This window comes from Massilia aerilata, from assembly GCF_042656905.1.
Classification (GTDB): Bacteria; Pseudomonadota; Gammaproteobacteria; order Burkholderiales; family Burkholderiaceae_D; genus Telluria; species Telluria aerilata.
The window spans coordinates 487151-512453 of sequence record NZ_JBHSMZ010000016.1 but is presented as its reverse complement, the minus strand read 5'-3'; the positions used below and the strand labels follow the sequence as shown (position 1 = coordinate 512453).

The window sequence follows — 25303 nt, the reverse complement described above, 5'->3', positions numbered from 1 at the left end:
AGGCCATGGAAAAGCTCACCCGCGACATCAACCCTCTCGACAACCTGATCGCCGGCTTCGACCGCGCCCTGCGCGTGGTCGGCGGCGTGGCCAAGGCTTCGCGTCCGAACCCCGGCGCCGCGGCGCGCGACTGCGAATTGAACGACCAGGAGGCGCGCCACAGCGCGGGCCTGATGCGCGTGAACCACGTCGGCGAAGTCTGCGCCCAGGCCCTGTACGACTCGCAGGCGCGCTACGCCGGCAGCCCGGCGATGCGCGCGCAGTTCGAGGAAGCCGGACGCGAAGAACAGGACCACCTTGCCTGGACCGCCGAGCGCCTGGCCGAACTGGGCTCCCAGCCCAGCCTCCTGAATCCGCTGTGGTATGCCGGCGCCTACGCCTTGGGTACCGTGGCCGCGCGCCTGGGCGACCCGCAGAGCCTGGGCTTCGTGGTGGAGACCGAGCGCCAGGTGGAGGCCCACCTGAACAGCCACCTCGACAAGCTGCCGCCGCAGGACGGCAAATCGCGCGCGATCGTCGAGCAGATGCGCGTCGACGAGATCGAGCACGGCGCGAAGGCGCAGGCGATGGGCGCGGCCGAGATGCCGCTGCCGGTGAAGATGGCGATGCAGGCCATGTCCAAGGTCATGACCACCACCGCGTATTACATCTGAATTGATCGAATATTCGCGTGGGCACGGGTGCCCACCCTACCGGTATGACATAGGGTGGGCTCCCCGTGCCCACGTTGATTTTACGCCTCGATAATTTCAAACGAGTGCGTAATTTCCGCCGTCCTGGCCAGCATGATCGAAGCCGAGCAGTACTTGTCATGCGACAGGCTGACCGCCCGCTCCACCGCCGCCGGCTTCAGGTTCCTGCCGCTGACGATGAAGTGGAAGTGGATCTTGGTGAACACCTTCGGATCGCTGTCGGCGCGCTCGGCCTTCAGGCTCACCTCGCAGCCGCGCACGTCTTCGCGGCCGCGCTTCAGGATCAGCACCACGTCATAGGCGGTGCAGCCGCCGGTGCCCAGTAACACCATCTCCATCGGGCGCGGCGCCAGGTTGTGGCCGCCGCCTTCCGGCGCGCCGTCCATGCTGACCATGTGGCCCGAGCCGGTTTCGGCCCGGAAGCTCATCCCCGACGGGCCGTTCCAGCTGACTTTGACTTCCATTCATCTCTCCGTTGCGTAAAAGGCCGTCTATTCTAAGCCTTACACGGCCAGCACGTAGCGCTCGCTCTTCATGCGCCAGCTGGCGAAGCCGACCGCCAGCAGGGCCACCAACGCCGAGCAGGAAAAGGTCATCACGAAGGGCAGGATGCCGACGTCGCCCTTGGTCATCTCGCGCAGCAGGGTCTGGTTCGACAGCATCGGCACCATGTACATCCAGGTGGCGGTCTTCAGCTCCATCATCGACACCACCACGCCCGGAATCAGCGGCACCAGGGTCACGAAACTGAGCACGCTCTGGGCTTCCTTGAAGGACTTGGCGTTCATCGCCAGGGCCACCTGCATGCCGGAGGCGAACAGGCACAGCGGGATGGTGGCGACGATCAGCAGCGCCAGGTCGCCCCAGTTCAGGCTCCAGGACATGCCGATCTCCTCCAACGGCAGCCAGGACAGGATCGCATGCGCCAGCGCCAGCTCGAGGGTGATGCCGGCGATCGCCAGGCAGCCCGCGGTGAGCCATTTGCCGACCACCAGCTCCCAGGCCCTGGCCGGCTGCGCCATCAGCACTTCCATCGAGCGGCGTTCGCGCTCGCCGGCGGTGCTGTCGACCGCGGTCGACATGCCGCAGATGAAGACCGGCAGGAACAGGATACCGAGCAGGCTGCCGATCAGGCCCGCGGAGCGCGAGGCGTTGGTGCCGGTGTCGAAGCGCTGTACCTGGATCGGCGCCAGCGTGGCCGGCGAGACCCCGTGCGCCAGCAGGCGCGCGCCGGCGACGTTGGCGCTATAGGCTTCCAGCACGTCCTCGACCTCGCGGCGGCGCTTGCCGCTTTCGTCGGACGAATCGAACCACAGCTCGATGCGCGCGGGACGCATCGCCGCGTAGTTCTCGGTGAACTTGTCCGACACGCGCAGCACCACCGGATAGGTGCGCGCCTGCAGCAGCTTCGTGATGCCTTCTTCGTCGAGCGGGGCCTGGTTCTTGACGTTGATGTTGCGCTGCTTGAGCTGGGACATCAGCGTGGGCGCCTGGCTGGCGCCGATCACGGCGATCTCGACGCCGTCGCGTTCCGGCTTGGTGGCGCGGTTGATGCTCTGGTTGAGCAGGTAGCCGATCATCACCGGGTACATCACCGTGAACAGCGCCAGCAGGCCGAGGGTGCGCTTGTCGCGCAGCGCCTCGCGCAGCTCTTTCAAAAACACGATCAAGAACTTGGGTTTCATGCGGCGATTCCTTCTTCGGTGCCGACCAGGCTGACGAAGGCGTCTTCCAGGTTGGCGATGCCGGTGCGGCGGCACAGTTCTTCGGGCGAGCCCTGGGCCACCGTATGGCCCTTGGCGATGACGACCACGTCGTCGCACAGGTGGGTCACTTCCTGCATCACGTGGGTGGCCATGATCACGCAGCAGCCTTCGGCGCGCAGGCTGGCGAGGGCGCGGCGCAGCGCGCGCGTGCTCATCACATCCAGGCCGCGGCTCGGTTCGTCCAGCAGCAGGTGGCGCGGACGGTGCAGCAGCGTGCGCGCCAGCGCGACCTTGATGCGCTGGCCCTGCGAGAAGCCCTTGGCGCGGCGCTCCAGGATGTCGTCCATCTGCAGCAGCTCGGCCACTTCGTCGATGCGCTGGCGCAGCGGCGCGCCGCCCATGCCGTTCAGCTCACCGAAGTAGGCCAGGTACTCGCGCGTGCTGAGGCGCTCGTAGAGCCCGAACTGGTCGGTCAGGAAGCCGATGTTGCGGCGTACCGCCAGCGGGTCCTTTTCCGGATCGACGCCGTCGATGGCGATGCTGCCGTGGTCGCGCCGCAAGAGGCCGACCAGGGTGCGCAGCAGGGTGGTCTTGCCGGCGCCGTTGGGGCCGAGCAGGGCGGTGATCTGGCCGTCGCGCGCGGAAAAGCTCACGCCGCCGAGCGCCTGCACGGCGCCGAATTGTTTGCGTACTTCCTGGACTTCTATCATGGCGAACTCGATTCAGGGTTGCGGCCCGGCGCTGCCGAGCTGGAAGGTCGGGGCCGGGATCTCGGACAGGCATTTCGCATCCAGCGGGCTGCCCGGGCGGTCGAGGAAATCGCGCAGCAGGCGCGGCGCGCAGCCCAGCTGCGAGACGCCGTGGCCGGCATTCGCCACCACCAGCTGCTGGGCGTTGCGCATGCGGCGCGCGGCGCTTTCGGCGCGGCGCGGCGGCGTGACGGGATCGAGGGCGCCGGACAGCAGCAGGGCCGGGGCCTGGATCACGGCCGGCTCGGCATACGGCACCGCCGGCACCTTGATCGTCTTGCACAGGTTCGGAATGCGGTCGGCCAGCGGGCGCGTGAGCATCGAAGCGTCTTCCTTCATCAGCGCGGGCGTCATGCGCGGCACGTCTTCCGCGCAGACCACGGCCAGGTGCAGCAGGATGGCGCTGGAGGCGTCGCTGGCGAAGTCGCCGGCGATGTTGTGGCGCGCGATGAAGGGTTCCCAGCGGCCTTGATAAGCGCTGTGCAGCAGGAAGGGCAGGCGGCGCGCGTCGGCCGGCGAATACAGGATGTTGTGCACGGTGCCGAAGAAGCGCGGGCCGGTCATGGTGAAGGTCACCGGCTGCGCCGTGCGCGGATCGGCGATCGCCAGCTTCAGGCCGGCCTCGGCGCGCGCGGCCAGCGTGTCCCATTCCGCGCGCAGGTTCGGGTAGGCCTTGTGGCAGGCGGCGTCGGCATCGCATTGGGCGAACAGCTTGTCGAGCGCGGCCTGGCCGTCGCGGCCGCCGGCCGGGATCACCTGCTCGGGCGCGGCGACGCCGTCCAGCACCAGCGAACGCACGCTGTCCGGGAAGGCGCGCGCATAGGCCTGGCCGAGGCGGGTGCCGTAGGAGCCGCCCCAGACGTTGATCTTGCCGTAGCCGAGAGCCTTGCGTACCTGTTCGATGTCGCGCGCCGCCGCCGCGGTGGTGTAGGCGGCGAAGGGGATGTTTTTGCTCGCGATACAGCTGCGCAGCGCCACTTCGATCTCGGAGTCGCTCAGCAGCTCCTCGTTCGGCGGGCTCTCGCAATCGAGCTTGCCGGACAGGCCGGTGCCGCGCTGGTCGATGAAGACGATGTCGCGGGTCGCGCGCACGCGCTTGAAGGCGGCCGACAGCAGCATCAGCACGTCGCTGCCGGCCTGGCCGGGACCGCCGGCCAGCACGAACAGCGGATCGGGGCGCGCCGATTCGCGGAAGGCCGGGGCCACGGTCACGTGCAGCTTGAGGGTGTCGGCGTTCGGTTTGGCGTAGTCGAGCGGGACCGGGACGGACAGGCAGCGCAGCGCTTCCTCGGCGCCGGGCAGGTGGCAGCTGCGGGCAGCGGGTTTATCGGCGGCGGCCGCTGCCAGGTCCGGAGCGACGGGAGCGGCGAGCGCTGACGCCGACCAAAGCAGGGCGAGCAAAGCGGGCAGGACGGGACGGATTTTCACATGGTCTCCTCTTCGATGTTGACCATACTAAATTGCTATTCTTTTCACGGTCAATCAAAAAGTTGCAAATATGCATTGAATTGCGAGTCTGGGCGAGCGGGTCTGCGGCAGCGTGTGTTCTCCCCAGAGGCGACTTGACGCGAGAGGCTGAGATCCGCTATGATCGTGGGCTTTCCATTTGCTCAGGAAAAGACAACAAGGCCGAGTCCGCAGTTTCATTTGCGGAACCACCATTTGAGCATTTACACCTATATATAGGAAGTCAACATGAAAACTTTTTCCGCTAAGGGCCATGAAGTCCAGCGCGATTGGTACGTGATTGACGCGACGGACAAAGTCCTCGGACGTGTTGCCAGCGAAGTGGCACGCCGACTGCGCGGCAAACACAAACCGGAATTTACTCCGCACGTCGACACCGGTGACTTTATCGTCGTCGTCAACGCAGGCAAGCTGCGCGTGACCGGCACCAAGGCCACCGCCAAGACCTACTACCGTCACTCGGGCTACCCGGGCGGTATCTACGAAACCAACTTCCTGAAAATGCAACAGCGCTTCCCGGGCCGTGCCCTGGAAAAAGCTGTCAAAGGCATGCTGCCGAAGGGCCCGCTGGGCTACGCAATGATCAAGAAGCTGAAGGTCTACGCGGAAGCAACCCACCCGCACGCCGCCCAGCAACCGCAAGCACTCGAATTCTAAGGAACTGACATGATCGGTAACTACAACTACGGCACCGGCCGTCGCAAGAGTGCAGTCGCCCGCGTCTTCATCAAGGCAGGCACCGGCCAGATCATCGTGAACGGCAAACCGGCCGCCGAGTACTTCTCGCGCGAAACCGGCCTGATGGTCATCCGTCAGCCGCTGGAACTGACCGGCAACGTCGAGCGTTTCGACATCAAGGTCAACGTGCATGGCGGCGGCGAGTCCGGCCAGGCAGGTGCAGTGCGCCACGGCATCACCCGTGCACTGATCGACTACGACGCAGGCCTCAAGGGCGACCTGGCACGTGCCGGTTTCGTCACCCGTGACGCCCGTGAAGTCGAGCGTAAGAAAGTTGGTCTGCGCAAAGCACGTCGCGCAAAGCAATTCTCGAAGCGTTAATTGGATCTGCAGCGCCTCTGCGCTGCTTTCCGGAAGAAGCCGCCCGCTGCAAAGCCGGCGGCTTTTTTGTTGTTTATCAAACCGGGGTCAGAGCCCGATTTTTGGCAATGTCCTTTCGGCTCTTTCCAAAATCGGGGCTCTGACCCCGGTTTGATTTTGCGCAGACGGGGCAGGGTCGCGGCGACGCTGCTAAAATTGCACCCTCAGCCTTGCTGGCACTTATTTACTTACGAAGGAAAGAACATGATCAAAGTTGGCATCGTTGGTGGTACCGGTTACACGGGCGTGGAGTTGTTGCGCCTGCTGTCAGCCCATCCCGAGGTGCAGCTGACCGCCATCACCTCGCGCAAGGAAGACGGCCTGCCGGTGGCGGACATGTTCCCCTCGCTGCGCGGCCACGTCGACCTGGCCTTCTCGAGCCCGGACAAGGCCGACCTGAGCAAATGCGACGTGGTGTTCTTCGCCACCCCGCACGGCGTCGCCATGGCCCAGGCGCCGGCGCTGCTGGCCGCCGGCGTGAAGGTCATCGACCTGGCCGCCGACTTCCGCCTGAAGGACCGCGCCGCCTTCGAGAAGTGGTACAAGATGGAGCACACCGCCCCCGAGCTGATCGAGGAAGCCGTGTACGGCCTGCCTGAACTGAACCGCGACGACATCAAGAAGGCGCGCCTGATCGCCAATCCAGGCTGCTACCCGACCACCATGCAGCTGGGCTTTACCCCGCTGCTGAAGGCCGGCCTGATCGACGCCGGCAACCTGATCGCCGACAGCAAGTCGGGCGTCTCGGGCGCCGGCCGCAAGGCCGAGATCGGCACCCTGTTCTCGGAAGCCAGCGACAACTTCAAGGCCTACGGCGTGGCCGGCCACCGCCACACCCCGGAGACCTCGGCCCAGCTGCAGCGCTACACCGAGCAGAAAGTCGGCCTGATCTTCACGCCCCACCTGGTGCCGATGATCCGCGGCATGCATTCGACCCTGTACGCGCGCCTGACGAAGGACATCGACAACGCCGCCCTGCAGGCCCTGTTCGAAGACGCTTACCGCGACGAACCCTTCGTCGACGTGATGCCCTTCGGCTCGCACCCGGAAACCCGCTCGACCCGCGGCTCGAACATGCTGCGCATCGCGCTGCACCGTCCGGACGGCGGCGACACCGTGGTGATCCTGGTGGTCCAGGACAACCTGGTCAAGGGCGCCGCCGGCCAGGCCGTGCAGTGCATGAACCTGATGTTCGGCGTGCCGGAAAACATGGGCCTGCAGCAGGTCGCACTGCTGCCCTGATGCCCGGCCAGGGCGACCCGCCCGGGGTCGCCTCTCCCTCGCAAGGGTTGCTGACAAGATGCAGATCAAGGCAGCAGGTGTTGAGCACGGTAAATTGACCTGTGCAATGCCGTGCCTGGCAACGCATCACTACGCGAGGGGACTACCATGTTCGGTCGTAATGCAAAAAGCGAAATCGATAGCCTGATCGGCATTTCCGCGCGCATCGAAGGCGACCTGGTATTCACCGGCGGCCTGCGCATCGACGGCGAGGTGCATGGCAACGTGATCGCCGGCGGCGAAGCCGACAGCGTCCTGATCGTCTCCGAGCACGCCCGCATCGAGGGCGAAGTACGCTGCGCCAACCTGGTCGTCAACGGCTATATCGCCGGCACGGTCCGTTCGACGGAACTGCTTGAATTACAGCCGAAAGGCCGCATACATGGGGATGTCCATTACCGCCTGCTGGAAATGCACGGCGGCGCCCTGGTGACGGGAAAGCTGACCCACGAAGCCGCCCCGATCCCGGCCGCCGAGCCGGTGTTTCATTTAGGTGTAACAGCGGAAGGGGCATCAGCATGACTGGCGCCAACCGTCTATAATGGACGAAATCCGAATTCAATCAGGAGTTTATCCATGACCGCAATCGCCGAATTGCATCGCTCGCAAGAGCAGGACGCCATGCCGTCGCCCATCAATTTCACCGATAGCGCGGCGCAGAAGGTCGCCCAGCTGATCGAAGAAGAAGGCAATCCCGACCTGAAGCTGCGCGTGTTCGTGCAGGGTGGCGGCTGCTCCGGCTTCCAGTATGGTTTCACCTTCGACGAGATCATGAACGACGATGACACCGCGATGGAAAAGAACGGCGTCACCCTGCTGATCGACTCGATGAGCTACCAGTACCTGCTCGGCGCGGAAATCGACTACAAGGACGACCTCGAAGGCGCCCAGTTCGTGATCAAGAACCCGAACGCGACTTCGACTTGCGGCTGCGGTTCGTCGTTCTCGGCGTAATTGTTCCTGCTGTAGCAAAAAGGCCGCCTGGCATTGCCGGCGGCCTTTTGCATTTTGCGGTGGATCGTGGGCACGGGGTGCCTACCCTACGGTCGCGCTTGGTAGGTGGGCTCCCCGAGCCCACGTGCAGTTCAAGCAGGATACAGCGCCCCCAGAACGCGTAATCCCGCCGCCCCGGTCACCGCCGGCAAATTCCCCGGCTTGCGCCGCGTGAACTGGTAGCCCAGCCAGGCAAAAGCCAGCGCCTCCACCCGATTCGGCGCCACGCCCAGTTCCTCGGTCGACTTGACCGGGATCCCGCCGCCCAACGCCGTTTCGATGTCGCGCAGCAGCACGCCGTTGTAGGCGCCGCCGCCGCACACGTAGACCGCCTGGGCCGGCTTGTCCACCGTTTCGGCGGCAATCGCGCGCGCGAGCGAGACCGCCGTCAGCCGCGTCAGGGTCGCCTGCACGTCGGCCGGCGCCAGGCCGGGACGCTGCGCCAGCTTCCCATCCAGCCATTCTGCATGGAACAGGTCGCGGCCCGTGCTCTTGGGCGGCGGCTGGCGGAAGTAGGACTCGTCCAGCAGAATCTCCAGCAATTGCTCGTCGACCTTGCCGGACGCCGCAAAGGCGCCGTCCTCGTCATACGCCTTGCCGGTGTGGCGCGCAACCCACAAATCCATCAGCACGTTGCCCGGCCCGGTGTCATAGCCGCTCACGCGGCCGTCGCCGTGCAGCACGCTGATGTTGCCGATGCCGCCGATGTTCACCACCACCCGCACCGTGTTCGGCTTGCCGAAGCGGGCCTCGTGGAAGGCCGGCACCAGCGGCGCGCCCTGGCCGCCGGCGGCGATGTCGCGGGTGCGGAAGTCGGCGATCACGTCGACGCCCGTCAGCTCCGCCAGCAGGGCCGGATTATTGGTCTGGCGCGTAAAACCCAGTTCCGGGCGGTGGCGGATGGTCTGGCCATGCACGGCGACGGCGCGCACCGGTCCTGGCGCCTGGGCCAGCAACTGCTGCACGCAGTCGGCGTAGCAGCGGGCGAGGGCGTTGGCGGCCAGGGCCTCGCGCTCGAGTTCGTTCTCGCTGGCGGCCTGCAGGGCCATCAGTTCGCTGCGCAGGGTGGCGGGGAAGGGCGTGAAGGCGGCTTGCAGGGTGCGGATGCCGCGGCCGGAAAAGTCGGCCAGCACGCCATCGACGCCGTCCAGGCTGGTGCCGGACATTAAACCAATATAGAGAGAGGAAGCGGGCATAAACTACTTATGATCAGATGGGGTCAGACCCCACCCGTTAAAACCGGGGTCTGACCCTCATGGCTAAAATAAAAAACGCCTTGCACTCTTCAGTGCAAGGCGCCTTATTCTATCTGCAATTCGGCTGGATCTTAACGGGCAGCCATCGCGTTACCGGCCGGATTCAGCAGCGAGAAGCGGTGCGACATCTCGACGGCGGCGGTGGTGCGGAAGCGCGACAGTTCGCCCGAAGTCAGCGGCTGCTGCTGCAGGTTCTTCTGCGCCATCGGGTCGATGGCGTTGCCGCCGACGCGGAATTCATAGTGCAGGTGGGGGCCGGTTGCCCAGCCGGTGGCGCCGACGTAGCCGATCACGTCGCCCTGGTGGACCTTCTGGCCCTTGCGCATGCCGCTGGCAAAGCGGCTCATGTGGCCGTAGGCGGTGCTGTAGTTGGACCAGTGCTTGAGCACGACCATGTTGCCGTAGCCATTCGACACGCCGGCAAAGTCCACGGTGCCATCGCCCGCGGCGCGGATCGGGGTGCCCATCGGGGCCGCCATGTCGATGCCCTTGTGCGCTTTCCAGACGTTGAACACCGGGTGCACGCGCATCGAGAAGCCCGAGGAGATGCGGGTGAAGGCGACCGGCGACTTCAGGAAGGCTTTCTTCAGCGACTTGCCGTCCAGGCTGTAGTAGCCGCCCTGGTGGGTTTGCGGGTCTTCGTACCAGACCGACTGGTAAGCCACGCCGCGGTTGACGAATTCGCCGGCCAGCACGCGGCCGGTGCGGACCAGTTCGCCATCCTGGTAGAAGGTTTCGTAGACGACGTTGAAACGGTCGCCGCGCTTCAGGTCGCCGCGGAAGTCGATGCTGGTCGAGAACATCTCGATGATCTGGTTGACCACCGAATCCGGGATCTGGCCGCCGTCGACGCTGGCGTCGGTGGCGGCGTAGAGCGAGGAGGTGATTTCGCGCGAACGCATTTCAACGCGACGCTCGAGCTCGGCCGGGGCCTTGCTGACGACGAATTTGTCGCCTTTACGCATCACGGTGACGGTGTTGAACTCATCCTTGTTCACGGCGATGGTCGCGCGCAGCGACAGCATCAGGCCGTTTTCGTCGGTTTCAGCCTGGATGCGCTTGCCGGTCTTGAGGCCCAGGATGCTGCGCGCCAGCTTGTCGCTGCGCACGAAAGCGGCTGCCTGCTGGTCGTCGATGCCGAGGCGGGTGAAGACGGAGCCGAGGGAGTCGCCCGGACGGATGCGTTCTTCGTGGATGAATTGCTGCTGGTCTTGCTGAAGGGCCGCGATCTGGTCCGCCAGGTTCGGCAGCTGCAGGTCCTGGGCGATGGATTTGACGGGGATGTCGGCGGCGTCCGGCGCGATCGGGGCGACTGCGGTCGCACCGAAGGCACACAGTGCCAGGGCGGCTGCGCCGCCTGCAAGGATACGGGTTTTACGGCTCGTTTCCGCGAGACCGAACCAGCGCTTGCCAGTGATTTTCTGTATTGGGTTCATGCAATCAGTTAAAATTTACCGCTTCACTGTCCCAAGACGAACGCTTTTATTTTTTGTTTTCTTACTTGTTGTCTGTGAAACTTTTCATGCGGCAAGATTGACGGGATCGCGAATTATATCAAAATACGGGGTCCTACAACCGTTTTAGCCATATTCCTACAAGAATTTTATGACTTCCTCCGAGCTTTCTGGTAATGCCAAAACTGCAACTTCCGCCGGGGCCGCGCCTCTTCCCTTGAGCGCGGCCGTCCAGGAAGCCCTTGCGATCGCCAAACGCGGCGTCGACGAACTGCTGATCGAGAGCGAATTCGCGCAGAAGCTGGCGCGCTCCGAGCAGAGCGGCACGCCGCTGCGCATCAAGCTGGGCCTGGACCCGACCGCGCCCGACCTGCACCTGGGCCACACCGTGGTGCTGAACAAGCTGCGCCAGCTGCAGGACCTGGGCCACCAGGTGATCTTCCTGATCGGCGATTTCACCTCGATGATCGGCGACCCGTCGGGCCGCAACGTGACCCGTCCGCCGCTGACCCGCGAGCAGATCGAGACCAATGCGCAGACCTATTTCAAGCAGGCCTCGCTGGTGCTCGATCCGGCGCGCACCGAAATCCGCTACAACTCCGAGTGGTGCGACCCGCTGGGCGCGCGCGGCATGATCCAGCTGGCCTCGCGCTACACCGTGGCGCGCATGATGGAGCGCGACGACTTCACCAAGCGCTACAAGAGTGGGACCCCGATCTCGGTCCACGAGTTCCTGTATCCGCTCATGCAAGGCTATGATTCGGTCGCTTTGAAAGCTGACCTTGAGCTAGGTGGAACGGATCAGAAATTTAACCTGCTTGTTGGCCGCGAGCTACAGAAAGACTACGGGCAAGAGCCGCAGTGCATTCTGACCATGCCGCTGCTCGAAGGCCTGGACGGCGTCGAAAAGATGTCGAAGTCCAAGAACAACTACATCGGCATCACCGAGCCGGCCAACACCATGTTCGCCAAGCTGATGAGCATCTCGGACGTGATGATGTGGAAGTACTACGAGCTGCTGTCCTTCCGCTCGATCCAGGACCTGGCCGCGCTGCGCGCCGAAGTCGAAGGCGGCCGCAACCCGCGCGACGCCAAGGTCGCGCTGGCCCAGGAAATCGTGGCGCGCTTCCACTCGCAGCAGGCGGCCGAGGACGCCCTGGCCGACTTCGTCAACCGCTCCAAGGGCGGCATCCCGGACGACGTGCCGGAAGTCAGCCTGTCCGGCGCTCCGCTGGGCCTGGCGCAGCTGCTGAAGGCCGCCAACCTGTGCGCCTCGTCGTCGGAAGCGATGCGCATGATCGACCAGGGCGGTGTGCGCATCGACGGCACGGTGGTGTCCGACAAGGCGCTGCAGGTCCAGGCCGGCACCTTCGTGCTGCAGGTCGGCAAGCGCAAGTTCGCCCGCGTGACCCTGACCGCGGCATGATCGGCCTGCTGCAGCGGGTCACCCAGGCCAGCGTGGTCGTCGATGGCGAAACCATCGGCGCCATCGGGCACGGCCTGATGGTGCTGGTCTGCGCCGAAAAAGGCGATACCGCGCGCGAAGCCGATGCGCTGCTGAGCAAACTGCTGGGCTACCGCGTGTTTTCGGACGAGGCCGGCAAGATGAACCGCAGCGTCACCGACGTGCAAGGCGGCCTGCTGCTGGTGCCGCAGTTCACGCTGGCGGCCGACACCCGCTCCGGGACCCGGCCGTCGTTCTCGCCGGCCGCCGCGCCGGAAGACGGGCGCCGGCTGTTCGAGCATGTCGTGCGCCAGGCGCGCGAGCGACACGGTAATGTCGAGACCGGCCGCTTTGGCGCGGACATGCAGGTGTCGCTGACGAACGACGGCCCAGTCACTTTCTGGCTTCGTATTGATCCACCCAAGGTGTCAAGCTGAAACTGCGGCGCCTTGCGCTGGTCAATGTAATCAGGAGCGTCGAACAAAGCCTGCAAGGCCGGCATGCCGGCTTTGTTCGGCGCTCGGCGAGAATGGAGGTGGGGCCATGAAAATCTGGAGCGATTCCTTTACCGAAGGCGGTCCGATACCGCCGCGCTGTGCGTTCGCCGAGATCGATCCCGGCAGCCACATCAAGCTGTCGAGCAATCGCAGCCCCCATATCGCCTGGGACGAGGTGCCGGCCGGCGCCGAGTCGCTGGTGCTGCTGTGCCACGACCTCGACGTGCCGACCGACGGCGAAAACGTCAACCGTGAAGGCCGCACGGTGCCGGACGCGCTGGCGCGCACCGACTTCTATCACTGGTCGCTGGTGGACATCCCGGTGGTCCTCGATGCCTTTGCCGAGGGCATGTTCTCGGACATGGTGACCCCGGGCGGCAAGAGCGGCCCGCTGGTGCCGTTTACGATCAAGAACGGCACCGAGCACCAGTTGCGCCACGGCGTCAACGATTACACCGGCTGGTTCGCCAACGATCCGGACATGGCCGGCGAATACTATGGCTACGACGGACCCTGTCCGCCCTGGAACGACGAGCGGGTGCACACCTACGTGTTCACGCTGTACGCCCTCGACATCCCGCGCCTGCCGCTGGAAGGGCGGTTCACGGGCAAGGAGGCGAGCCTCGCCATCATGGGCCACATCCTGGACGAAGCCCGCATCTTCGGCGTGTATTCGCTGAACCCGGAAATCGCCGCCACCCTCATCGACAAGTAAAAGTAGAAAATTTGAAGATCATCCTGATCCGCCATGGGGAAACCGCATGGAATGCTGAACGCCGCCTGCAGGGCCACCTCGACATCGCATTGAACGCGGAGGGCGAACGCCAGGCCCGGCTGCTGGCCGAGGCGCTGGCGCCCGAGCATATCGACCTGATCGTCTCCAGCGACCTGGGACGGGCGCGCCAGACCGCCCAGGCTGTGGCCACGCCGCGCAATATGCCGGTGATGCTCGAGCCTGGCTTGCGCGAACGCTGCTACGGCGGCTTCGAAGGCCTGTTGTACAGCGAGATCGAGCGGCGCTTCCCGGCCGAATTCGCGGCCTGGCAGGCGCGCGATGTCGATGCAATTTTGCCAAGTGGCAAAAATAGGGGCGAGACTTTCCGCGCCTTTTATACCCGTTCCACCGACGCCATCCTGGCCCTGGCCGCAGCGCATCCGGGCAAGGACATCGCCATGGTCGCCCACGGCGGCGTGCTCGAATGCGCCTACCGGATGGCGCTGGGCCTGCCGCTGGAAACCCCGCGCGACTTCAAGGTCTACAACGCCAGCATCAACCGCTTCCGCCTGGAAGAGGGCAGGCTGGCGCTGGAAAGCTGGGGCGAGGTGGCGCATCTGCGGCCGGCCGTGCTGGACGAGCTCAGCTGACAAACTGCGACACCAAGGTATGTCAGATTTGCAACACACAAAAAGTGTGCTGATAAATTGAGCAGCGGTTCGGGTAAAATAGCGAGTTCCCGTTTTTCTCCTGGTTTTTCTCCCGTGCAAATTGGTCCTTACGCGCTCCGCAATAACGTCTTCGTCGCCCCGATGGCCGGGGTGACCGACCGTCCGTTCCGTCAGCTGTGCAAGAAGCTCGGCGCCGGTTATGCGGTGTCGGAAATGGCGGCCTCGAACCCGCGCCTGTGGGCCAGCGAAAAAAGTGCGCGCCGCACCGACCATGCCGGCGAGATGGAGCCGAAGGCGGTGCAGATCGCCGGCGCGGTCCCGGAAGAACTGGCCGAATGCGCCAAGTTCAACGTCGACCGCGGCGCCCAGATCATCGACATCAACATGGGCTGCCCGGTCAAGAAGGTCTGCAACAACTGGTGCGGCTCGGCCCTGCTGCAGCACGAAGACCTGGTCCAGCGCATCCTCGAAGCCGTGGTGCGCGCGGTGGACGTGCCCGTGACCCTGAAATTCCGCACCGGCTGGGACCGCCAGAACAAGAACGCCCTGAACATCGCGCGCATGGCCGAGCAGGCTGGCATCGCGATGCTGACCCTGCACGGCCGCACCCGTGCCGACGGCTACAAGGGCGATGCCGAATACGACACCATCGCCGCGGTGAAGGCTGCCGTGTCGATTCCGGTGGTGGCGAACGGCGACATCACGACTCCGGAAAAGGCGAAATTCGTGCTCGACCACACGGGCGCCGACGCCGTCATGATCGGGCGCGCGGCGCAGGGCCGTCCGTGGATCTGCCGCGAGATCGACCACTACCTGCGCACCGGAGAATACCTGCCGGCGCCGCTGGTCGACGAAGTGCGCGAGCTGATGAACGAGCACCTGCCGGCCCACTATGCCTTCTACGGCGAATACCTGGGCGTGCGCACCGCGCGCAAGCACATCGGCTGGTATGTCGAAGACCTGCCTGGCGGCGAAGAATTCCGCCAGCGCATGAATCTGCTGGAATCGACCGCCGAGCAGTTGGCGGCCGTGGATGATTTTTTCAAATCGCAACACCGGTTTGGCGAGCGGTTACAATACCGGCCCGCGCAGCTGTCGAGCGAAGCGATCGCAGCGTAATAAATCAGTAAAAAATAACAAAATAAAAAGAATCATCGGAGACGGGGCTGCCAAAAGCGGCACATTAACCAAGGCGAAGTAGCATGAGCAAAGAAAGTATCCAGGAAGTCGTTCAGAAAAGCCTCGAAGATTATTTCAACGACCTGGGCGAGCAAAAACCTTCGAATATCTACGACATGATGCTGCTGACCGTCGAAAAACCGATCCTGCAAGTGGTGATGACGCGCGCCGAAGGCAACCAGTCGCATGCCGCGCAGATGCTGGGCATCAATCGCAATACCTTGCGCAAGAAATTGCAGGAGCACGGGCTGCTGTAAGCGCCGGCGGAGGGGCCGGCGTGCGAGCGTGCGCCGGCCCTGTCCGGCGTAGTGGAAACTCCCTGCTCGTACCGATTTTTATCAACAGGCCTCTCCCATGATCAAACAAGCCCTCATCTCCGTTTCCGATAAAACCGGCGTGCTCGACTTCGCGCGCGCGCTGTCCGCGCTCGGCGTGAACATCCTGTCGACCGGCGGCACCGCCAAGCTGCTGCAGGACAATGGTGTGCCCGTCACTGAAGTCGCCGACTACACCGGTTTCCCGGAAATGCTGGATGGCCGCGTCAAGACCCTGCACCCGAAAGTGCACGGCGGCATCCTGGCACGCCGCGACTTCCCCGAGCATATCGCCAAGCTGGAAGAGCACGGCATCCCGCAGATCGACATGGTGGTGGTCAACCTCTACCCCTTCCAGGCGACCGTCGCCAAGGAAGAGTGCTCGCTGGAGGACGCGATCGAGAACATCGACATCGGCGGCCCGACCATGCTGCGCTCGGCGGCCAAGAACCACCGCGACGTCGTCGTGATCGTCGACCCGGCCGACTACGGTCCGGTGCTGGCGGAGATGAAAGGTACCGGACAGGCTGCCGGCGATGTCGGCTACGACACCAAGTTCCGCCTGGCAAAGAAAGTGTTCGCACACACCGCGCAATACGACAGCGCCATCACCAACTACCTGACCAGCCTGGGCGAGGACAAGCAGCACGCCACCCGCGCCGCCTATCCGCAAACCCTGAACCTGCACTTCGAGAAGGTCCAGGACATGCGCTACGGCGAGAACCCGCACCAGAGCGCCGCTTTCTACCGCGACCTGGCCCCTAGCGCCGGCAGCCTGGCGAATTACCGCCAGCTGCAGGGCAAGGAACTGTCGTACAACAACATCGCCGACGCCGATGCGGCCTGGGAATGCGTCAAGACCATGGGCGGCTTCGAGCAGCCGGCCGGCTGCGTGATCATCAAGCACGCCAATCCTTGCGGCGTGGCGATCGGCGCCGACGCGCTGGACGCCTACCAGCGCGCGCTGAAGACCGATCCGACCTCGGCCTTCGGCGGCATCATCGCCTTCAACGTGCCGGTCGACGGCCGCGCCGCGGAAGCGATCGCCAAGCTGTTCGTCGAAGTCGTGATCGCCCCGGTGTTCACCGCCGAAGCGCGCCAGATCATGGCGGCCAAGCAGAACGTGCGCTTGCTGGAAATCGAATTGGGTGAAGGCCAGAACGCCTTCGACGTCAAGCGCGTCGGCGGCGGCCTGCTGGTGCAGTCGCCGGATGCGAGGAACGTGCTGCCGGCCGACCTGCGCGTCGTCTCGAAGCTGCAGCCGACCCCGCAGCAGATGCAGGACCTGATGTTCGCCTGGCGCGTGGCCAAGTTCGTCAAGTCGAACGCGATCGTGTTCTGCGCCGGCGGCATGACCCTGGGCGTGGGCGCCGGCCAGATGAGCCGCATCGACTCGGCCCGCATCGCCTCGATCAAGGCGCATAACGCCGGCTTGTCGCTGGTCGGTTCGGCGGTGGCGTCGGACGCCTTCTTCCCCTTCCGCGACGGCCTGGACGTGGTGGTCGACGCCGGCGCGACCTGCGTGATCCACCCGGGCGGCTCGATGCGCGACCAGGAAGTGATCGATGCGGCGGATGAGCGTGGCGTGGTGATGCTCTATACTGGTACGCGCCACTTCCGTCACTGATCGACGGTGCATGGTGGGCTCGGGGAGCCCACCCTACGATATCGTGGCGCGTTTGCTAATGACCTGTGTTTTTGCACAGTATTTTTCCCACGAAACAAGCCAGCCGGTATAACATTCGATAATGATTATTCTCGGCATCGACCCGGGCCTGCGCACGACGGGATTCGGGGTCATTGAAAAACACGGTCACCGGCTGCGCTATATCGCGTCCGGCACCATCAAGACCGGCACGGAAGGCGCCTTGCCGCCGCGCCTCAAGATCATCCTGGCCGGCATCAGCGAAGTCGTCGCCACCTATAAACCGGCTTGCGCGGCCATCGAACGCGTCTTCGTCAACGTGAACCCGCAGTCGACCCTGCTGCTCGGCGCGGCGCGCGGCGCGGCCATCACGGCGCTGGTCGGGGCCGACCTGGAGGTGGCGGAATACACGCCGGCCGAGGTCAAGCAGGCCGTGGTCGGCAGCGGCAAGGCCGTGAAAGCCCAGGTCCAGGAAATGGTGGCGCGCCTGCTGAAGCTGCCCGGCCTGCCTGGCTCGGACGCCGCCGACGCCCTCGGCATCGCGATCTGCCACGCCCACGGCATGGATGCGCTGGCGCTGATCGGCGCGCTGTCGCCGGACAAGCAGGGCCTGCACATGCGGCGCGGCCGCCTGGTCTCATCCTGATAAAACAAAGAAAGGTCAACGATGATCGGTCGTCTGTCCGGCGTACTGCTGGAAAAGAATCCCCCGCAAGTGCTCGTGGATTGCCAGGGCGTCGGCTACGAGGTCGACGTGCCGATGGGCACCTTCTATAACCTGCCGCATACCGGCGAGAGAGTGACCCTGTTCACGCACTACGTGGTGCGCGAGGATGCGCACCTGCTGTTCGGCTTCGGCTCCGCCAGCGAGCGCGCCGTGTTCCGCCAGCTGATCAAGATCACCGGCGTCGGCGCGCGGACGGCATTGTCGATCTTGTCCGGCATGTCGGTGGCCGACCTGGCCCAGGCCGTGACCTTGCAGGAAGCCGGCCGCCTGGTCAAGGTGCCGGGCATCGGCAAGAAGACCGCCGAGCGCCTGCTGCTGGAACTGAAGGGCAAGCTGGGCGCCGACATCGGCGCGGTCGGCGGCGCCGTGCAGGACGATGCCCAGGCAGACGTGCTCAATGCGCTGCTGGCCTTGGGGTATTCTGACAAGGAAGCGCTGGCCGCGATCAAGAACATGCCGGCCGGGACGACGGTTTCCGACGGCATCAAGCTGGCGCTCAAGTCGCTTTCGAAAGCATAACCGTCGTTCCCGCGAAGGCGGGAACCCAAGTTTGCATGCGTTTCGATAGCTCAGGCAAAACTTGGATCCCCGCCTTCGCGGGGACGACGTAACGATAGAATCAAACATGAGCATCCAGACCGACAACTTCACCGAGCAGCGCATCATCGACGCCGCGCCGGCCTCGCCGAACGAGGAGGCGATCGAGCGCGCGCTGCGGCCCAAGCACCTCGACGAATACGTCGGCCAGTCGAAGATCCGCGACCAGCTCGAGATCTTCATCTCGGCGGCCCGCAAGCGCCGCGAAGCGCTCGACCACACGCTGCTGTTCGGACCGCCGGGCCTGGGTAAAACCACGCTGGCCCACATCATCGCGCGCGAGATGGGCGTGAACCTGCGCCAGACCTCCGGCCCGGTGCTGGAGCGTCCGGGCGACCTGGCGGCCCTGCTGACCAACCTGGAAGCCAACGACGTCCTGTTCATCGACGAGATCCACCGCCTGTCGCCGGTGGTCGAGGAGATTTTGTATCCGGCGCTCGAGGACTACCAGATCGACATCATGATCGGCGAAGGCCCGGCGGCGCGTTCCGTCAAGCTCGACCTGCAGCCGTTCACGCTGGTCGGCGCCACCACCCGCGCCGGCATGCTGACCAATCCGCTGCGCGACCGCTTCGGCATCGTCGCGCGCCTCGAGTTCTACAACGTCGATGAGCTCACCAGGATCGTGACCCGCAGCGCGGCGCTGCTGGAGGCGCCGATCAACGAGGAGGGCGCGCGCGAAGTCGCGAAGCGCGCGCGCGGCACGCCGCGTATCGCCAACCGCCTGCTGCGCCGCGTGCGCGACTATGCGGAAGTGAAGGGCAACGGCGAGATCACCAAGGACATGGCCGACCGCGCGCTGAAGATGCTGGACGTCGACACCGTCGGCTTCGACGTCATGGACCGCAAGCTGCTGGAGGCGGTGCTGTTCAAGTTTGCCGGCGGCCCGGTCGGCATCGGCAACCTGGCGGCGGCGATCGGCGAGGCCGCCGACACCATCGAGGACGTGCTGGAACCCTACCTGATCCAGCAGGGCTATCTGCAGCGCACCCCGCGCGGCCGCATCGCGACGCCGCTGGCCTACAAACATTTCGGCGTCGCCGCACCCCGCATCAGCCCCACCGGCGATCTGTGGGACAACCTGCCGCCGGCATAAGGCGGGAGCGTAGATGGAAATCTGGGTCGATGCCGATGCCTGTCCGGGTGTGATCAAGGACATCCTGTTCCGCGTGGCCGAGCGCCTGCAGCTGCAGGTGACCTTGATTGCGAACCAGTTGATCCGGGTGCCGGGCTCGCGCTTCATCCGCGCGGTCCAGGTGCCGAGCGGGCCGGACGTGGCCGACACTGAAATCGTCGAGCGCCTGGCGCCGGGCGACCTGGTGATCACCGGCGACATTCCGCTGGCGGCGCGCGTGCTCGAGAAGGGTGGGGATGCGCTGAATCCGCGCGGCGAGTTTTATACCAGGGACAATATCGCCCAGCAGCTGACGATGCGGGCCTTCATGGAAGAGTTGCGCAGCGGCGGCGTCGACACCGGCGGCCCCAGCGCCTTCAGCCAGGCCGACCGGCAGCAGTTCGGCAATGCCCTCGACCGCTATCTCGCGCGGCGCCGCCCGGCCGAAGGATGACGCTTGACCAGCACCAGCGCGGGTTCAAGCCGTTCTCGCTGGCGCATCGGGCGCTGGCGGCGGTCGTGCGAGACCGGGAACACGAAGCTGAGGACCATCAGGACCGTGAACGACAGCAGGGTGCCGCTGGCCCACAGCAGGGCTTCGTCGGTGCGCGTGGCCAGCATGGTGAGGGCGGCGGCGGCCGGGATCAGCAGCAGCAGGCCGCCGACGGCGCGCGCGGGGGTGGAGCGGCGCATGCGGTCACCGAACGCGGCGATGTAGAGGAAGCTGGCCGCAATCAGCACCAGGCCGGCCAGGCCGCCGACGGCGATCCAGCCCGGCATGCCGGGATGGGAATCTCCGGCCGCAACGATGGGCGGCAGGATGAGGACGAGGCTGCCCGCGAGGAGGGCAAGCAGACGCAGGAAAATCATTGAGGCGGATCCTTCGTTACTGATGCTTGGTTCGATTGTTCAAGATAGCTGACGCGAGATTATCATTGCGATAATTTTCCTGTCGCGCGCTTGAACGCGTGCTGGGCAAAGCCGGCGCGCATCCAGGGCATGGCGCCGCGGGCGAGCCAGTGCGCGATCGTCTCGCGCGGCACCGCTTTCGAGAACAGATAACCCTGGCCGTAGTCGCAGCCGGCCTGCTTGAGCAGGGCCAGCTGTTCCGGCGTTTCGATGCCTTCGGCGATGACCCGCATGCCCAGCTTGTGGGCCATCGTGATGATGGTCTCGCACAAGGCGTAGTCGGTGGTGCCGGCTTCCAGGTGCATCACGAAGGCGCGGTCGATCTTGAGGAACTGGAAGCTGAATTTCTTCAGGTAGGACAGGGACGAATAGCCGGTGCCGAAATCGTCCAGCGCCAGGTCCATGCCGTTCTCGTCCATCTGGCGCAGCTGCTGGATGACGAAGGGATTGTTATCGAGCAGCATGCCCTCGGTGACTTCGATGACCAGGGTGTGCTCGGGCAGCGCGGCGCGCCTGGCCAGTTGAAAGCAGCGCTCGCAGGCCTCGCGCCCGGACAGCAGCTGGACCGGCGAGACGTTGATCCCGAGCTGCAGGCAGGCGCCGTACGCCTCTTTCCAGGAGACGGCGTCGCGCACCACCGTCTCGAAGACCTGCTCGCCCAATTCCACGATCATGCCGGTCTCTTCGCACAGTGGAATGAATTCGGCCGGGCCGATCATGCCGCGTTGCGGATGGGTCCAGCGCACCAGCGACTCGACCTTCTCCAGGGCGCCGGTCGCGAGATCGACGATGGGCTGGTAATGGACTTCGAGCTTGCGTTCGCTCAGCGCGCTGCGCAAATCCTTGATCAGCCGGCGGCGCGCCTGCGCCCTTTCCTGCATCGTCTGCGAGAAGTAGGCATAGCGGTTGCGCCCCTGCTGCTTGGCCACGTACAAGGCCTGGTCGGCGTGCTTGACCAGGCTTTCCATGTCCGCGGCGTCCTTCGGGTAATGCGTGATGCCGATGCTGGCCGACAGGTGCAGGTCTTCGTCGGCGATCACGAAAGGCTTGGCCATGGCCTGGATGATGGCCTGGGCCGTGCGGTCGACGGCGAAGGCTTCCTGCTCGGTCCGTTCCGGCCTGGCGGCCAGCAGCACGGTGAACTCGTCGCCGCCGAGGCGGCCCACGGTGTCGCCGTCGCGCGTGCAGTCGAGCAGGCGCTGGGCGGCTTCCTTCAGGATCTCGTCGCCGGAAGAATGGCCCAGGGTTTCGTTGACGTCCTTGAAGCGGTCGAGGTCGATCACCAGCAGGGTGAAGCTGCCGGCCTCGCCGTCGGCGCGGCGAATGGCTTCGGCCACGTGCTCCATGAACATCTGGCGGTTCGGCAAGCCGGTCAGGGCATCGTAGTTACCCTGGCGCCAGGCAAACTCCTCGGCGCGCTTGGAGTCGCTGATGTCGGTGCCGATCTCGATATAGTTGCGCACTTGCCCGTCGGGGCCGTAGGCGGCGCTGATGCTCCGGTATTCGGCCAGCACCTGGCCGTCCTTGTGGCGGCTCCACAATTCGCCCTGCCATTGCCCGCTGGCGCGCAGTTGCGCCCACAAGGCATCGTCGAAATCGGCCTCGTCCAGCCCGGCGTGGTAGACCCGCGGCGCCTTGCCGGCAATCTCCTCCAGCGTGTAGCCGCGCATGGCGGTGAAGGCGGGGTTGATGGCTTCGACGCGGCCGTCCGCATCGAGCACGGCGATCGCCTCCTGGCTGTTCTGGAACACCAGCGAACCGAGCTCGAGCTGGTGGCGGTTGCGGACATGTTCGGTGATGTCGTGCACGACGCCCATCAGCAGGCGGCAGCCGCCGTCGGCATCGATCACCGGCGAGACGGTCACATCGCCGGTCCTGGTGCCGCTCGGGTAGTGCGACACCTCCTGCCAGCGCACCACATTGCGGGTGGCAATCGCTTCCCGGTATTTCGACTTCACCAGCGCCAGCGAGTCGGGCGGGATGATCTCGTCGACTTCCTTGCCGACCACCGCGCCGACCGGCAGGCCGGTGGCGAGGGTGAAGCGCTCGTTGACCGCGGAAAAGCGGTAGCGCTCGCCGTCCAGCACCTCCAGGAAGAAGATGACGTCGGCAACGTGTTCGAACAGATAGGTGAGGTAATGCAGGGGGACCGGCGGCGCATCGGCGGCCAGATAGCGCGCGACCTGGCTGGATGCCAGATCCTGCGGCGGCGGCTGCACGACCGGTGGCGTGCCTGGCGGCTGGGCCATCGTTTCCTCCCTGTTCTACCTGGAGGCAGTGTAGCGCACAAGCCGCACACCCCCGCGCCGGGTTCGCCCGGCCGGGGCCGCCAGGCTGGATTATTCCTGGCGCAGCCAGACCTGCGAGCGGCCGAACATCGGCATGCCGATGAAGCCGCGCACCTCGACCTTCTTGCCGCCGTCGCGCACCGTCAGCTTGCTCTTGTAGACCTTGCCGTTCTTCGGATCGAGGATCTCGCCGCCGGTGTATTCGTCGCCGGTTTTCTTCAGGCCCGAGACGATGGTCATGCCGACGATGGGCTGGTCCTTGCGGGCATCGGTGCACAGCTGGCACTTCGGGTTCTGGTCTTCGTCCGGAGTGCGGAACAGCTTCTCGATCTTGCCGGTCAGCTCGCCATGGTTTTCGGTGATGCGGATCAGCGCGCTCGGCTTGCCGGAGCTGTCGTCGATGGTCTTCCACAGGCCGGTCGGCGAACCGTCCTGCGCCCACGCGAGCGGGGAGGCGAGGACGGCGGCAATCAGAGTAGCGTTGATGAGGGTGCGCATGGGGTCTCCAGTATGGTTGTCTGCAAGCTGAGTGTAGCAAACAGTACGGTCGTTCGGTAAAAAGCCCGGCGGAAATTCTTGCAGATGACATTTGTCACCTGAAACTGATGGCGGTCGCGCCTGTTGCGGCGGCCGGCCTTTCCCGATACTGGCGTCAATGGCAGATCGCCATCGACAACCAACAAGGAATAGGGGAACACACATGAAACCGACCGCCCTCATGCTCGCCGCCGCCCTGGCTTGCTCTTCCACCGCCTTCGCCGGCACCACGCTGGTCCAGGACGTGCGCGTCTTCGACGGCAGGAGCGCGCACGAACACCGTTCGGTGCTGGTGCGCGACGGCCTGATCGCCGACAGCGATTACCGCGGCAAGGCGCCGGCAGGCAGCCGCGTGGTGGATGGCAAGGGCCGCACCCTGCTGCCGGGCCTGATCGACGCCCACGTCCACACCTGGCAGCATTTCGAACTGCCGCTGGTGTTCGGCGTGACGACCCAGGTCGACATGTTCACCGGCGTCGAGGTCATGCAGCGCATCCAGAAGCAGATGGCGGCCGGCCGCAACGGCGGCGAGGCCGACGTGTTCTCGGCCGGCACCCTGGTCACCGCGCCGGGCGGCCACGGCACCGAATACCCGGTCAAGATCCCGACCCTGGAAAACGGCGGCGACGCCCAGGCCTTCGTCGACGCCCGCATCGCCGAGGGCTCGCACTTCATCAAGGTGGTCATGGAAGACGGCTTCGGCGACCACCATTTCAACAGCCTCGACCGCGCCACCGTGAAGGCCGTCATCGATGCCGCCCACAAGCGCGGCAAGCTGGCCGTGGTCCACATCAGCAATCTGGAGAACGCCCGCGCCGCGCTGGAAGCCGGCGCCGACGGCCTGGCCCACCTGTTCGTCGCCGACAAGCTCTCGCAGGAACAGGCGGACAGCCTGGCCCGGCTGGCGCAGGCGAAAGGCGCTTTCGTGGTGCCGACCTTCTCGGTCCTGGAAAGCATCGCCGGCGTGAAGCCGCGCGAGCTGCTCGAGGATCCGCAGGTGGCCGCGCTGCTCGACCGCGAAGAACGCGGCGCCCTGCAGACCGGCTACGGCCCGTCGCCGCGTCCCGCCATCCTGGCCGCGCCGAAGATGGTGACCGCCGCCATGCGCCGCGCCGGCGTGCCGCTGCTGGCGGGCACCGACGCCGGCAATGCCGGTACCCAGTACGGCGCCAGCCTGCACCATGAACTGGCGGCGCTGGTCGACGCCGGCCTGAGCCCGCGCGAAGCCCTGGTGGCCGCCACCAGCGCCCCGGCCAGGGCCTTCCGCCTGGGCCGGCGCGGCCAGATCGCCAAGGGCTACAAGGCCGACCTGGTGCTCGTCGAGGGCAATCCGCTGCAGGACATCGCGGCCACCCGCCGCATCGTCGAGGTGTGGAAGGACGGCGAGAGCACGGCGCCGGTCCGCGACGCCCAGCTCAGGCACGTGGCGCAGCAGAACGCGGTCAAGGGCACGCAGCCGCTGGCGCTGCCGGCCGACGGCAGGATCTCGCTGCTCAAGGACGGCAAGCTGGCCAGCCCCTTCGGCACCGGCTGGTTCCCGTCCACGGACAAATTCGCGGGCGGCGTCTCGACCGTGAACCTGGGCGCGCAATCGGCAAGCGAAGGCGGCGCGGCCATCGCCATCGACGCCCAGGTCAAGCCCGGCTTCGCCTATCCCTGGGCCGGCGCGGCCTTCCTGCCGGGCGCGCAGCCGATGCTGGGCGCGGACCTGAGCGCCGCCAAGATGGTTCGCTTCCGCGTGCGCGGCGACGGCCGCAAGTACACGGTGTCGATGGCCTCGAGCGGCATGACGATCCCGCGCAGCGTGGCCTTCGACACCGGCGCCGAGTGGAAGGAAGTGACGATTCCGTTCAGCGACTTTGCCGGGGTCGATCCGTCGGCGGTGACCATGATAGGATTTAACGCAGGACCGCAACCCGGCGACTACCGCTTCGAGATCGCCGACGTTCGCCTGGTCGACCGCTGATAAG

General features: G+C 65.4%; 27 protein-coding genes. 18 read left to right on the top strand and 9 right to left on the bottom strand.

Features of this window, described 5'->3' with window-relative positions; all coding sequences use genetic code 11:
- Positions 1-5 precede the first annotated feature (5 nt).
- The gene (gene coq7 / locus ACFPO9_RS21840; protein ID WP_379774848.1) at positions 6-653 is read left to right on the top strand and encodes a 2-polyprenyl-3-methyl-6-methoxy-1,4-benzoquinone monooxygenase; all 648 of its coding nucleotides are present in this window, start codon (positions 6-8) and stop codon (positions 651-653) included.
- Between the two features lie 80 nt (positions 654-733).
- On the opposite strand, the gene ACFPO9_RS21835 is transcribed toward coq7, so the two are convergent.
- Genes ACFPO9_RS21835 through ACFPO9_RS21820 form a run of 4 tightly spaced genes read right to left on the bottom strand, consistent with a single transcriptional unit; the run spans position 734 to position 4575 of the window.
- Positions 734-1156: an OsmC family protein gene (locus tag ACFPO9_RS21835; RefSeq protein WP_379774846.1), complete on the bottom strand. Its 423-nt coding sequence runs from the start codon at positions 1154-1156 to the stop codon at positions 734-736.
- A 39-nt stretch (positions 1157-1195) separates the two neighbouring features.
- Positions 1196-2377: an ABC transporter permease gene (locus ACFPO9_RS21830; RefSeq protein ID WP_379774843.1), complete on the bottom strand. Its 1182-nt coding sequence runs from the start codon at positions 2375-2377 to the stop codon at positions 1196-1198.
- Positions 2374-3108 (bottom strand): ABC transporter ATP-binding protein, encoded by a 735-nt coding sequence (locus ACFPO9_RS21825; protein WP_379774840.1) that lies wholly within the window; start codon positions 3106-3108, stop codon positions 2374-2376. The genes ACFPO9_RS21830 and ACFPO9_RS21825 overlap by 4 nt, the downstream gene beginning before the upstream one ends.
- A 12-nt stretch (positions 3109-3120) precedes the next feature.
- Positions 3121-4575, bottom strand: coding sequence for an alpha/beta hydrolase (locus tag ACFPO9_RS21820; protein ID WP_379774838.1), 1455 nt, complete (start codon positions 4573-4575; stop codon positions 3121-3123).
- Between the two features lie 267 nt (positions 4576-4842).
- Between ACFPO9_RS21820 and rplM the strand changes: the two genes are divergently transcribed.
- From rplM to erpA, 5 genes are all read left to right on the top strand, one after another.
- Complete coding sequence (gene rplM / locus ACFPO9_RS21815) at positions 4843-5271, top strand: 50S ribosomal protein L13 (protein ID WP_230020260.1); 429 nt, start codon at positions 4843-4845, stop codon at positions 5269-5271.
- Between the two features lie 9 nt (positions 5272-5280).
- Positions 5281-5673 carry a 30S ribosomal protein S9 gene (gene rpsI / locus ACFPO9_RS21810; RefSeq protein WP_028102305.1) on the top strand — a complete coding sequence of 131 codons (393 nt, stop codon included), beginning with the start codon at positions 5281-5283 and terminating at the stop codon, positions 5671-5673.
- Positions 5674-5916: 243 nt separating this feature from the next.
- Positions 5917-6954 (top strand): N-acetyl-gamma-glutamyl-phosphate reductase, encoded by a 1038-nt coding sequence (gene argC, locus ACFPO9_RS21805; RefSeq protein ID WP_379774834.1) that lies wholly within the window; start codon positions 5917-5919, stop codon positions 6952-6954.
- A gap of 147 nt (positions 6955-7101) precedes the next feature.
- On the top strand, positions 7102-7515 hold the full coding sequence (locus ACFPO9_RS21800; RefSeq protein WP_379774831.1) for a bactofilin family protein: 414 nt from the start codon (positions 7102-7104) through the stop codon (positions 7513-7515).
- A 54-nt stretch (positions 7516-7569) separates the two neighbouring features.
- On the top strand, positions 7570-7947 hold the full coding sequence (erpA, locus tag ACFPO9_RS21795) for an iron-sulfur cluster insertion protein ErpA (protein ID WP_379774828.1): 378 nt from the start codon (positions 7570-7572) through the stop codon (positions 7945-7947).
- A 131-nt stretch (positions 7948-8078) separates the two neighbouring features.
- On the opposite strand, the gene ACFPO9_RS21790 is transcribed toward erpA, so the two are convergent.
- Together ACFPO9_RS21790 and ACFPO9_RS21785 are read right to left on the bottom strand one after the other, a co-directional pair.
- On the bottom strand, positions 8079-9182 hold the full coding sequence (locus ACFPO9_RS21790) for an anhydro-N-acetylmuramic acid kinase (RefSeq protein WP_379774825.1): 1104 nt from the start codon (positions 9180-9182) through the stop codon (positions 8079-8081).
- 131 nt (positions 9183-9313) lie between these two features.
- Positions 9314-10678, bottom strand: a complete 1365-nt coding sequence (locus ACFPO9_RS21785; protein ID WP_379774823.1) for a M23 family metallopeptidase — start codon at positions 10676-10678, stop codon at positions 9314-9316.
- A gap of 169 nt (positions 10679-10847) precedes the next feature.
- Here ACFPO9_RS21785 and tyrS point away from each other — a divergent pair, with 169 nt between their 5' ends.
- From tyrS to ACFPO9_RS21730, 11 genes are all read left to right on the top strand, one after another.
- Positions 10848-12122: a tyrosine--tRNA ligase gene (tyrS, locus tag ACFPO9_RS21780; RefSeq protein ID WP_379774821.1), complete on the top strand. Its 1275-nt coding sequence runs from the start codon at positions 10848-10850 to the stop codon at positions 12120-12122.
- Positions 12119-12577, top strand: coding sequence for a D-aminoacyl-tRNA deacylase (gene dtd, locus ACFPO9_RS21775; RefSeq protein WP_379774818.1), 459 nt, complete (start codon positions 12119-12121; stop codon positions 12575-12577). The genes tyrS and dtd overlap by 4 nt, the downstream gene beginning before the upstream one ends.
- Positions 12578-12683: 106 nt before the next feature.
- Positions 12684-13352, top strand: a complete 669-nt coding sequence (locus ACFPO9_RS21770; protein ID WP_379774815.1) for a YbhB/YbcL family Raf kinase inhibitor-like protein — start codon at positions 12684-12686, stop codon at positions 13350-13352.
- An 11-nt stretch (positions 13353-13363) separates the two neighbouring features.
- The gene (locus ACFPO9_RS21765; RefSeq protein ID WP_379774812.1) at positions 13364-14002 is read left to right on the top strand and encodes a histidine phosphatase family protein; all 639 of its coding nucleotides are present in this window, start codon (positions 13364-13366) and stop codon (positions 14000-14002) included.
- A gap of 114 nt (positions 14003-14116) precedes the next feature.
- Positions 14117-15142 (top strand): tRNA dihydrouridine synthase DusB, encoded by a 1026-nt coding sequence (dusB, locus tag ACFPO9_RS21760; protein WP_379774809.1) that lies wholly within the window; start codon positions 14117-14119, stop codon positions 15140-15142.
- An 83-nt stretch (positions 15143-15225) separates the two neighbouring features.
- Complete coding sequence (locus tag ACFPO9_RS21755; RefSeq protein WP_056447956.1) at positions 15226-15459, top strand: helix-turn-helix domain-containing protein; 234 nt, start codon at positions 15226-15228, stop codon at positions 15457-15459.
- A 97-nt stretch (positions 15460-15556) separates the two neighbouring features.
- Positions 15557-17143, top strand: a complete 1587-nt coding sequence (gene purH / locus ACFPO9_RS21750) for a bifunctional phosphoribosylaminoimidazolecarboxamide formyltransferase/IMP cyclohydrolase (RefSeq protein ID WP_379774806.1) — start codon at positions 15557-15559, stop codon at positions 17141-17143.
- A gap of 121 nt (positions 17144-17264) precedes the next feature.
- A complete protein-coding gene (gene ruvC / locus ACFPO9_RS21745; RefSeq protein ID WP_379774803.1) occupies positions 17265-17807 on the top strand; it encodes a crossover junction endodeoxyribonuclease RuvC in 543 nt (180 codons plus the stop codon).
- A 21-nt stretch (positions 17808-17828) separates the two neighbouring features.
- Positions 17829-18407, top strand: coding sequence for a Holliday junction branch migration protein RuvA (gene ruvA, locus ACFPO9_RS21740; protein WP_379774801.1), 579 nt, complete (start codon positions 17829-17831; stop codon positions 18405-18407).
- A 106-nt stretch (positions 18408-18513) separates the two neighbouring features.
- Entirely contained in the window at positions 18514-19581 is a 1068-nt protein-coding gene (gene ruvB / locus ACFPO9_RS21735; RefSeq protein ID WP_379774798.1) for a Holliday junction branch migration DNA helicase RuvB, read from the top strand.
- Between the two features lie 13 nt (positions 19582-19594).
- On the top strand, positions 19595-20053 hold the full coding sequence (locus ACFPO9_RS21730) for a YaiI/YqxD family protein (protein WP_379774795.1): 459 nt from the start codon (positions 19595-19597) through the stop codon (positions 20051-20053).
- Here the strand turns inward: ACFPO9_RS21730 and ACFPO9_RS21725 are convergent.
- From ACFPO9_RS21725 to ACFPO9_RS21715, 3 genes are all read right to left on the bottom strand, one after another.
- A complete protein-coding gene (locus ACFPO9_RS21725; RefSeq protein ID WP_379774793.1) occupies positions 20020-20469 on the bottom strand; it encodes a hypothetical protein in 450 nt (149 codons plus the stop codon). The genes ACFPO9_RS21730 and ACFPO9_RS21725 overlap by 34 nt on opposite strands.
- A gap of 62 nt (positions 20470-20531) precedes the next feature.
- The gene (locus tag ACFPO9_RS21720) at positions 20532-22757 is read right to left on the bottom strand and encodes a putative bifunctional diguanylate cyclase/phosphodiesterase (RefSeq protein WP_379774790.1); all 2226 of its coding nucleotides are present in this window, start codon (positions 22755-22757) and stop codon (positions 20532-20534) included.
- Between the two features lie 90 nt (positions 22758-22847).
- Positions 22848-23294, bottom strand: coding sequence for a DUF2147 domain-containing protein (locus ACFPO9_RS21715; protein WP_379774787.1), 447 nt, complete (start codon positions 23292-23294; stop codon positions 22848-22850).
- Positions 23295-23496: 202 nt separating this feature from the next.
- Here ACFPO9_RS21715 and ACFPO9_RS21710 point away from each other — a divergent pair, with 202 nt between their 5' ends.
- Positions 23497-25299, top strand: a complete 1803-nt coding sequence (locus tag ACFPO9_RS21710; RefSeq protein WP_379774784.1) for a CIA30 family protein — start codon at positions 23497-23499, stop codon at positions 25297-25299.
- Positions 25300-25303: the final 4 nt, after the last annotated feature.

Excerpts from the sequence above, each read along its gene's own strand:
- ACFPO9_RS21825 (WP_379774840.1), bottom strand. The coding sequence starts at position 3,108 with ATGATAGAAGTCCAGGAAGTACGCAAACAATTCGGCGCCGTGCAGGCG.
- ACFPO9_RS21725 (WP_379774793.1), bottom strand. The coding sequence starts at position 20,469 with ATGATTTTCCTGCGTCTGCTTGCCCTCCTCGCGGGCAGCCTCGTCCTC.
- purH (WP_379774806.1), top strand. The coding sequence starts at position 15,557 with ATGATCAAACAAGCCCTCATCTCCGTTTCCGATAAAACCGGCGTGCTC.
- erpA (WP_379774828.1), top strand. The coding sequence starts at position 7,570 with ATGACCGCAATCGCCGAATTGCATCGCTCGCAAGAGCAGGACGCCATG.
- dtd (WP_379774818.1), top strand. The coding sequence starts at position 12,119 with ATGATCGGCCTGCTGCAGCGGGTCACCCAGGCCAGCGTGGTCGTCGAT.
- argC (WP_379774834.1), top strand. The coding sequence starts at position 5,917 with ATGATCAAAGTTGGCATCGTTGGTGGTACCGGTTACACGGGCGTGGAG.
- ruvC (WP_379774803.1), top strand. The coding sequence starts at position 17,265 with ATGATTATTCTCGGCATCGACCCGGGCCTGCGCACGACGGGATTCGGG.
- ACFPO9_RS21835 (WP_379774846.1), bottom strand. The coding sequence starts at position 1,156 with ATGGAAGTCAAAGTCAGCTGGAACGGCCCGTCGGGGATGAGCTTCCGG.
- ACFPO9_RS21755 (WP_056447956.1), top strand. The coding sequence starts at position 15,226 with ATGAGCAAAGAAAGTATCCAGGAAGTCGTTCAGAAAAGCCTCGAAGAT.
- ACFPO9_RS21770 (WP_379774815.1), top strand. The coding sequence starts at position 12,684 with ATGAAAATCTGGAGCGATTCCTTTACCGAAGGCGGTCCGATACCGCCG.
- ACFPO9_RS21785 (WP_379774823.1), bottom strand. The coding sequence starts at position 10,678 with ATGAACCCAATACAGAAAATCACTGGCAAGCGCTGGTTCGGTCTCGCG.
- tyrS (WP_379774821.1), top strand. The coding sequence starts at position 10,848 with ATGACTTCCTCCGAGCTTTCTGGTAATGCCAAAACTGCAACTTCCGCC.
- ruvA (WP_379774801.1), top strand. The coding sequence starts at position 17,829 with ATGATCGGTCGTCTGTCCGGCGTACTGCTGGAAAAGAATCCCCCGCAA.
- ACFPO9_RS21720 (WP_379774790.1), bottom strand. The coding sequence starts at position 22,757 with ATGGCCCAGCCGCCAGGCACGCCACCGGTCGTGCAGCCGCCGCCGCAG.
- ACFPO9_RS21730 (WP_379774795.1), top strand. The coding sequence starts at position 19,595 with ATGGAAATCTGGGTCGATGCCGATGCCTGTCCGGGTGTGATCAAGGAC.
- ruvB (WP_379774798.1), top strand. The coding sequence starts at position 18,514 with ATGAGCATCCAGACCGACAACTTCACCGAGCAGCGCATCATCGACGCC.
- coq7 (WP_379774848.1), top strand. The coding sequence starts at position 6 with ATGGAAAAGCTCACCCGCGACATCAACCCTCTCGACAACCTGATCGCC.
- ACFPO9_RS21800 (WP_379774831.1), top strand. The coding sequence starts at position 7,102 with ATGTTCGGTCGTAATGCAAAAAGCGAAATCGATAGCCTGATCGGCATT.
- ACFPO9_RS21830 (WP_379774843.1), bottom strand. The coding sequence starts at position 2,377 with ATGAAACCCAAGTTCTTGATCGTGTTTTTGAAAGAGCTGCGCGAGGCG.
- ACFPO9_RS21790 (WP_379774825.1), bottom strand. The coding sequence starts at position 9,182 with ATGCCCGCTTCCTCTCTCTATATTGGTTTAATGTCCGGCACCAGCCTG.
- ACFPO9_RS21710 (WP_379774784.1), top strand. The coding sequence starts at position 23,497 with ATGAAACCGACCGCCCTCATGCTCGCCGCCGCCCTGGCTTGCTCTTCC.
- rplM (WP_230020260.1), top strand. The coding sequence starts at position 4,843 with ATGAAAACTTTTTCCGCTAAGGGCCATGAAGTCCAGCGCGATTGGTAC.
- rpsI (WP_028102305.1), top strand. The coding sequence starts at position 5,281 with ATGATCGGTAACTACAACTACGGCACCGGCCGTCGCAAGAGTGCAGTC.
- ACFPO9_RS21715 (WP_379774787.1), bottom strand. The coding sequence starts at position 23,294 with ATGCGCACCCTCATCAACGCTACTCTGATTGCCGCCGTCCTCGCCTCC.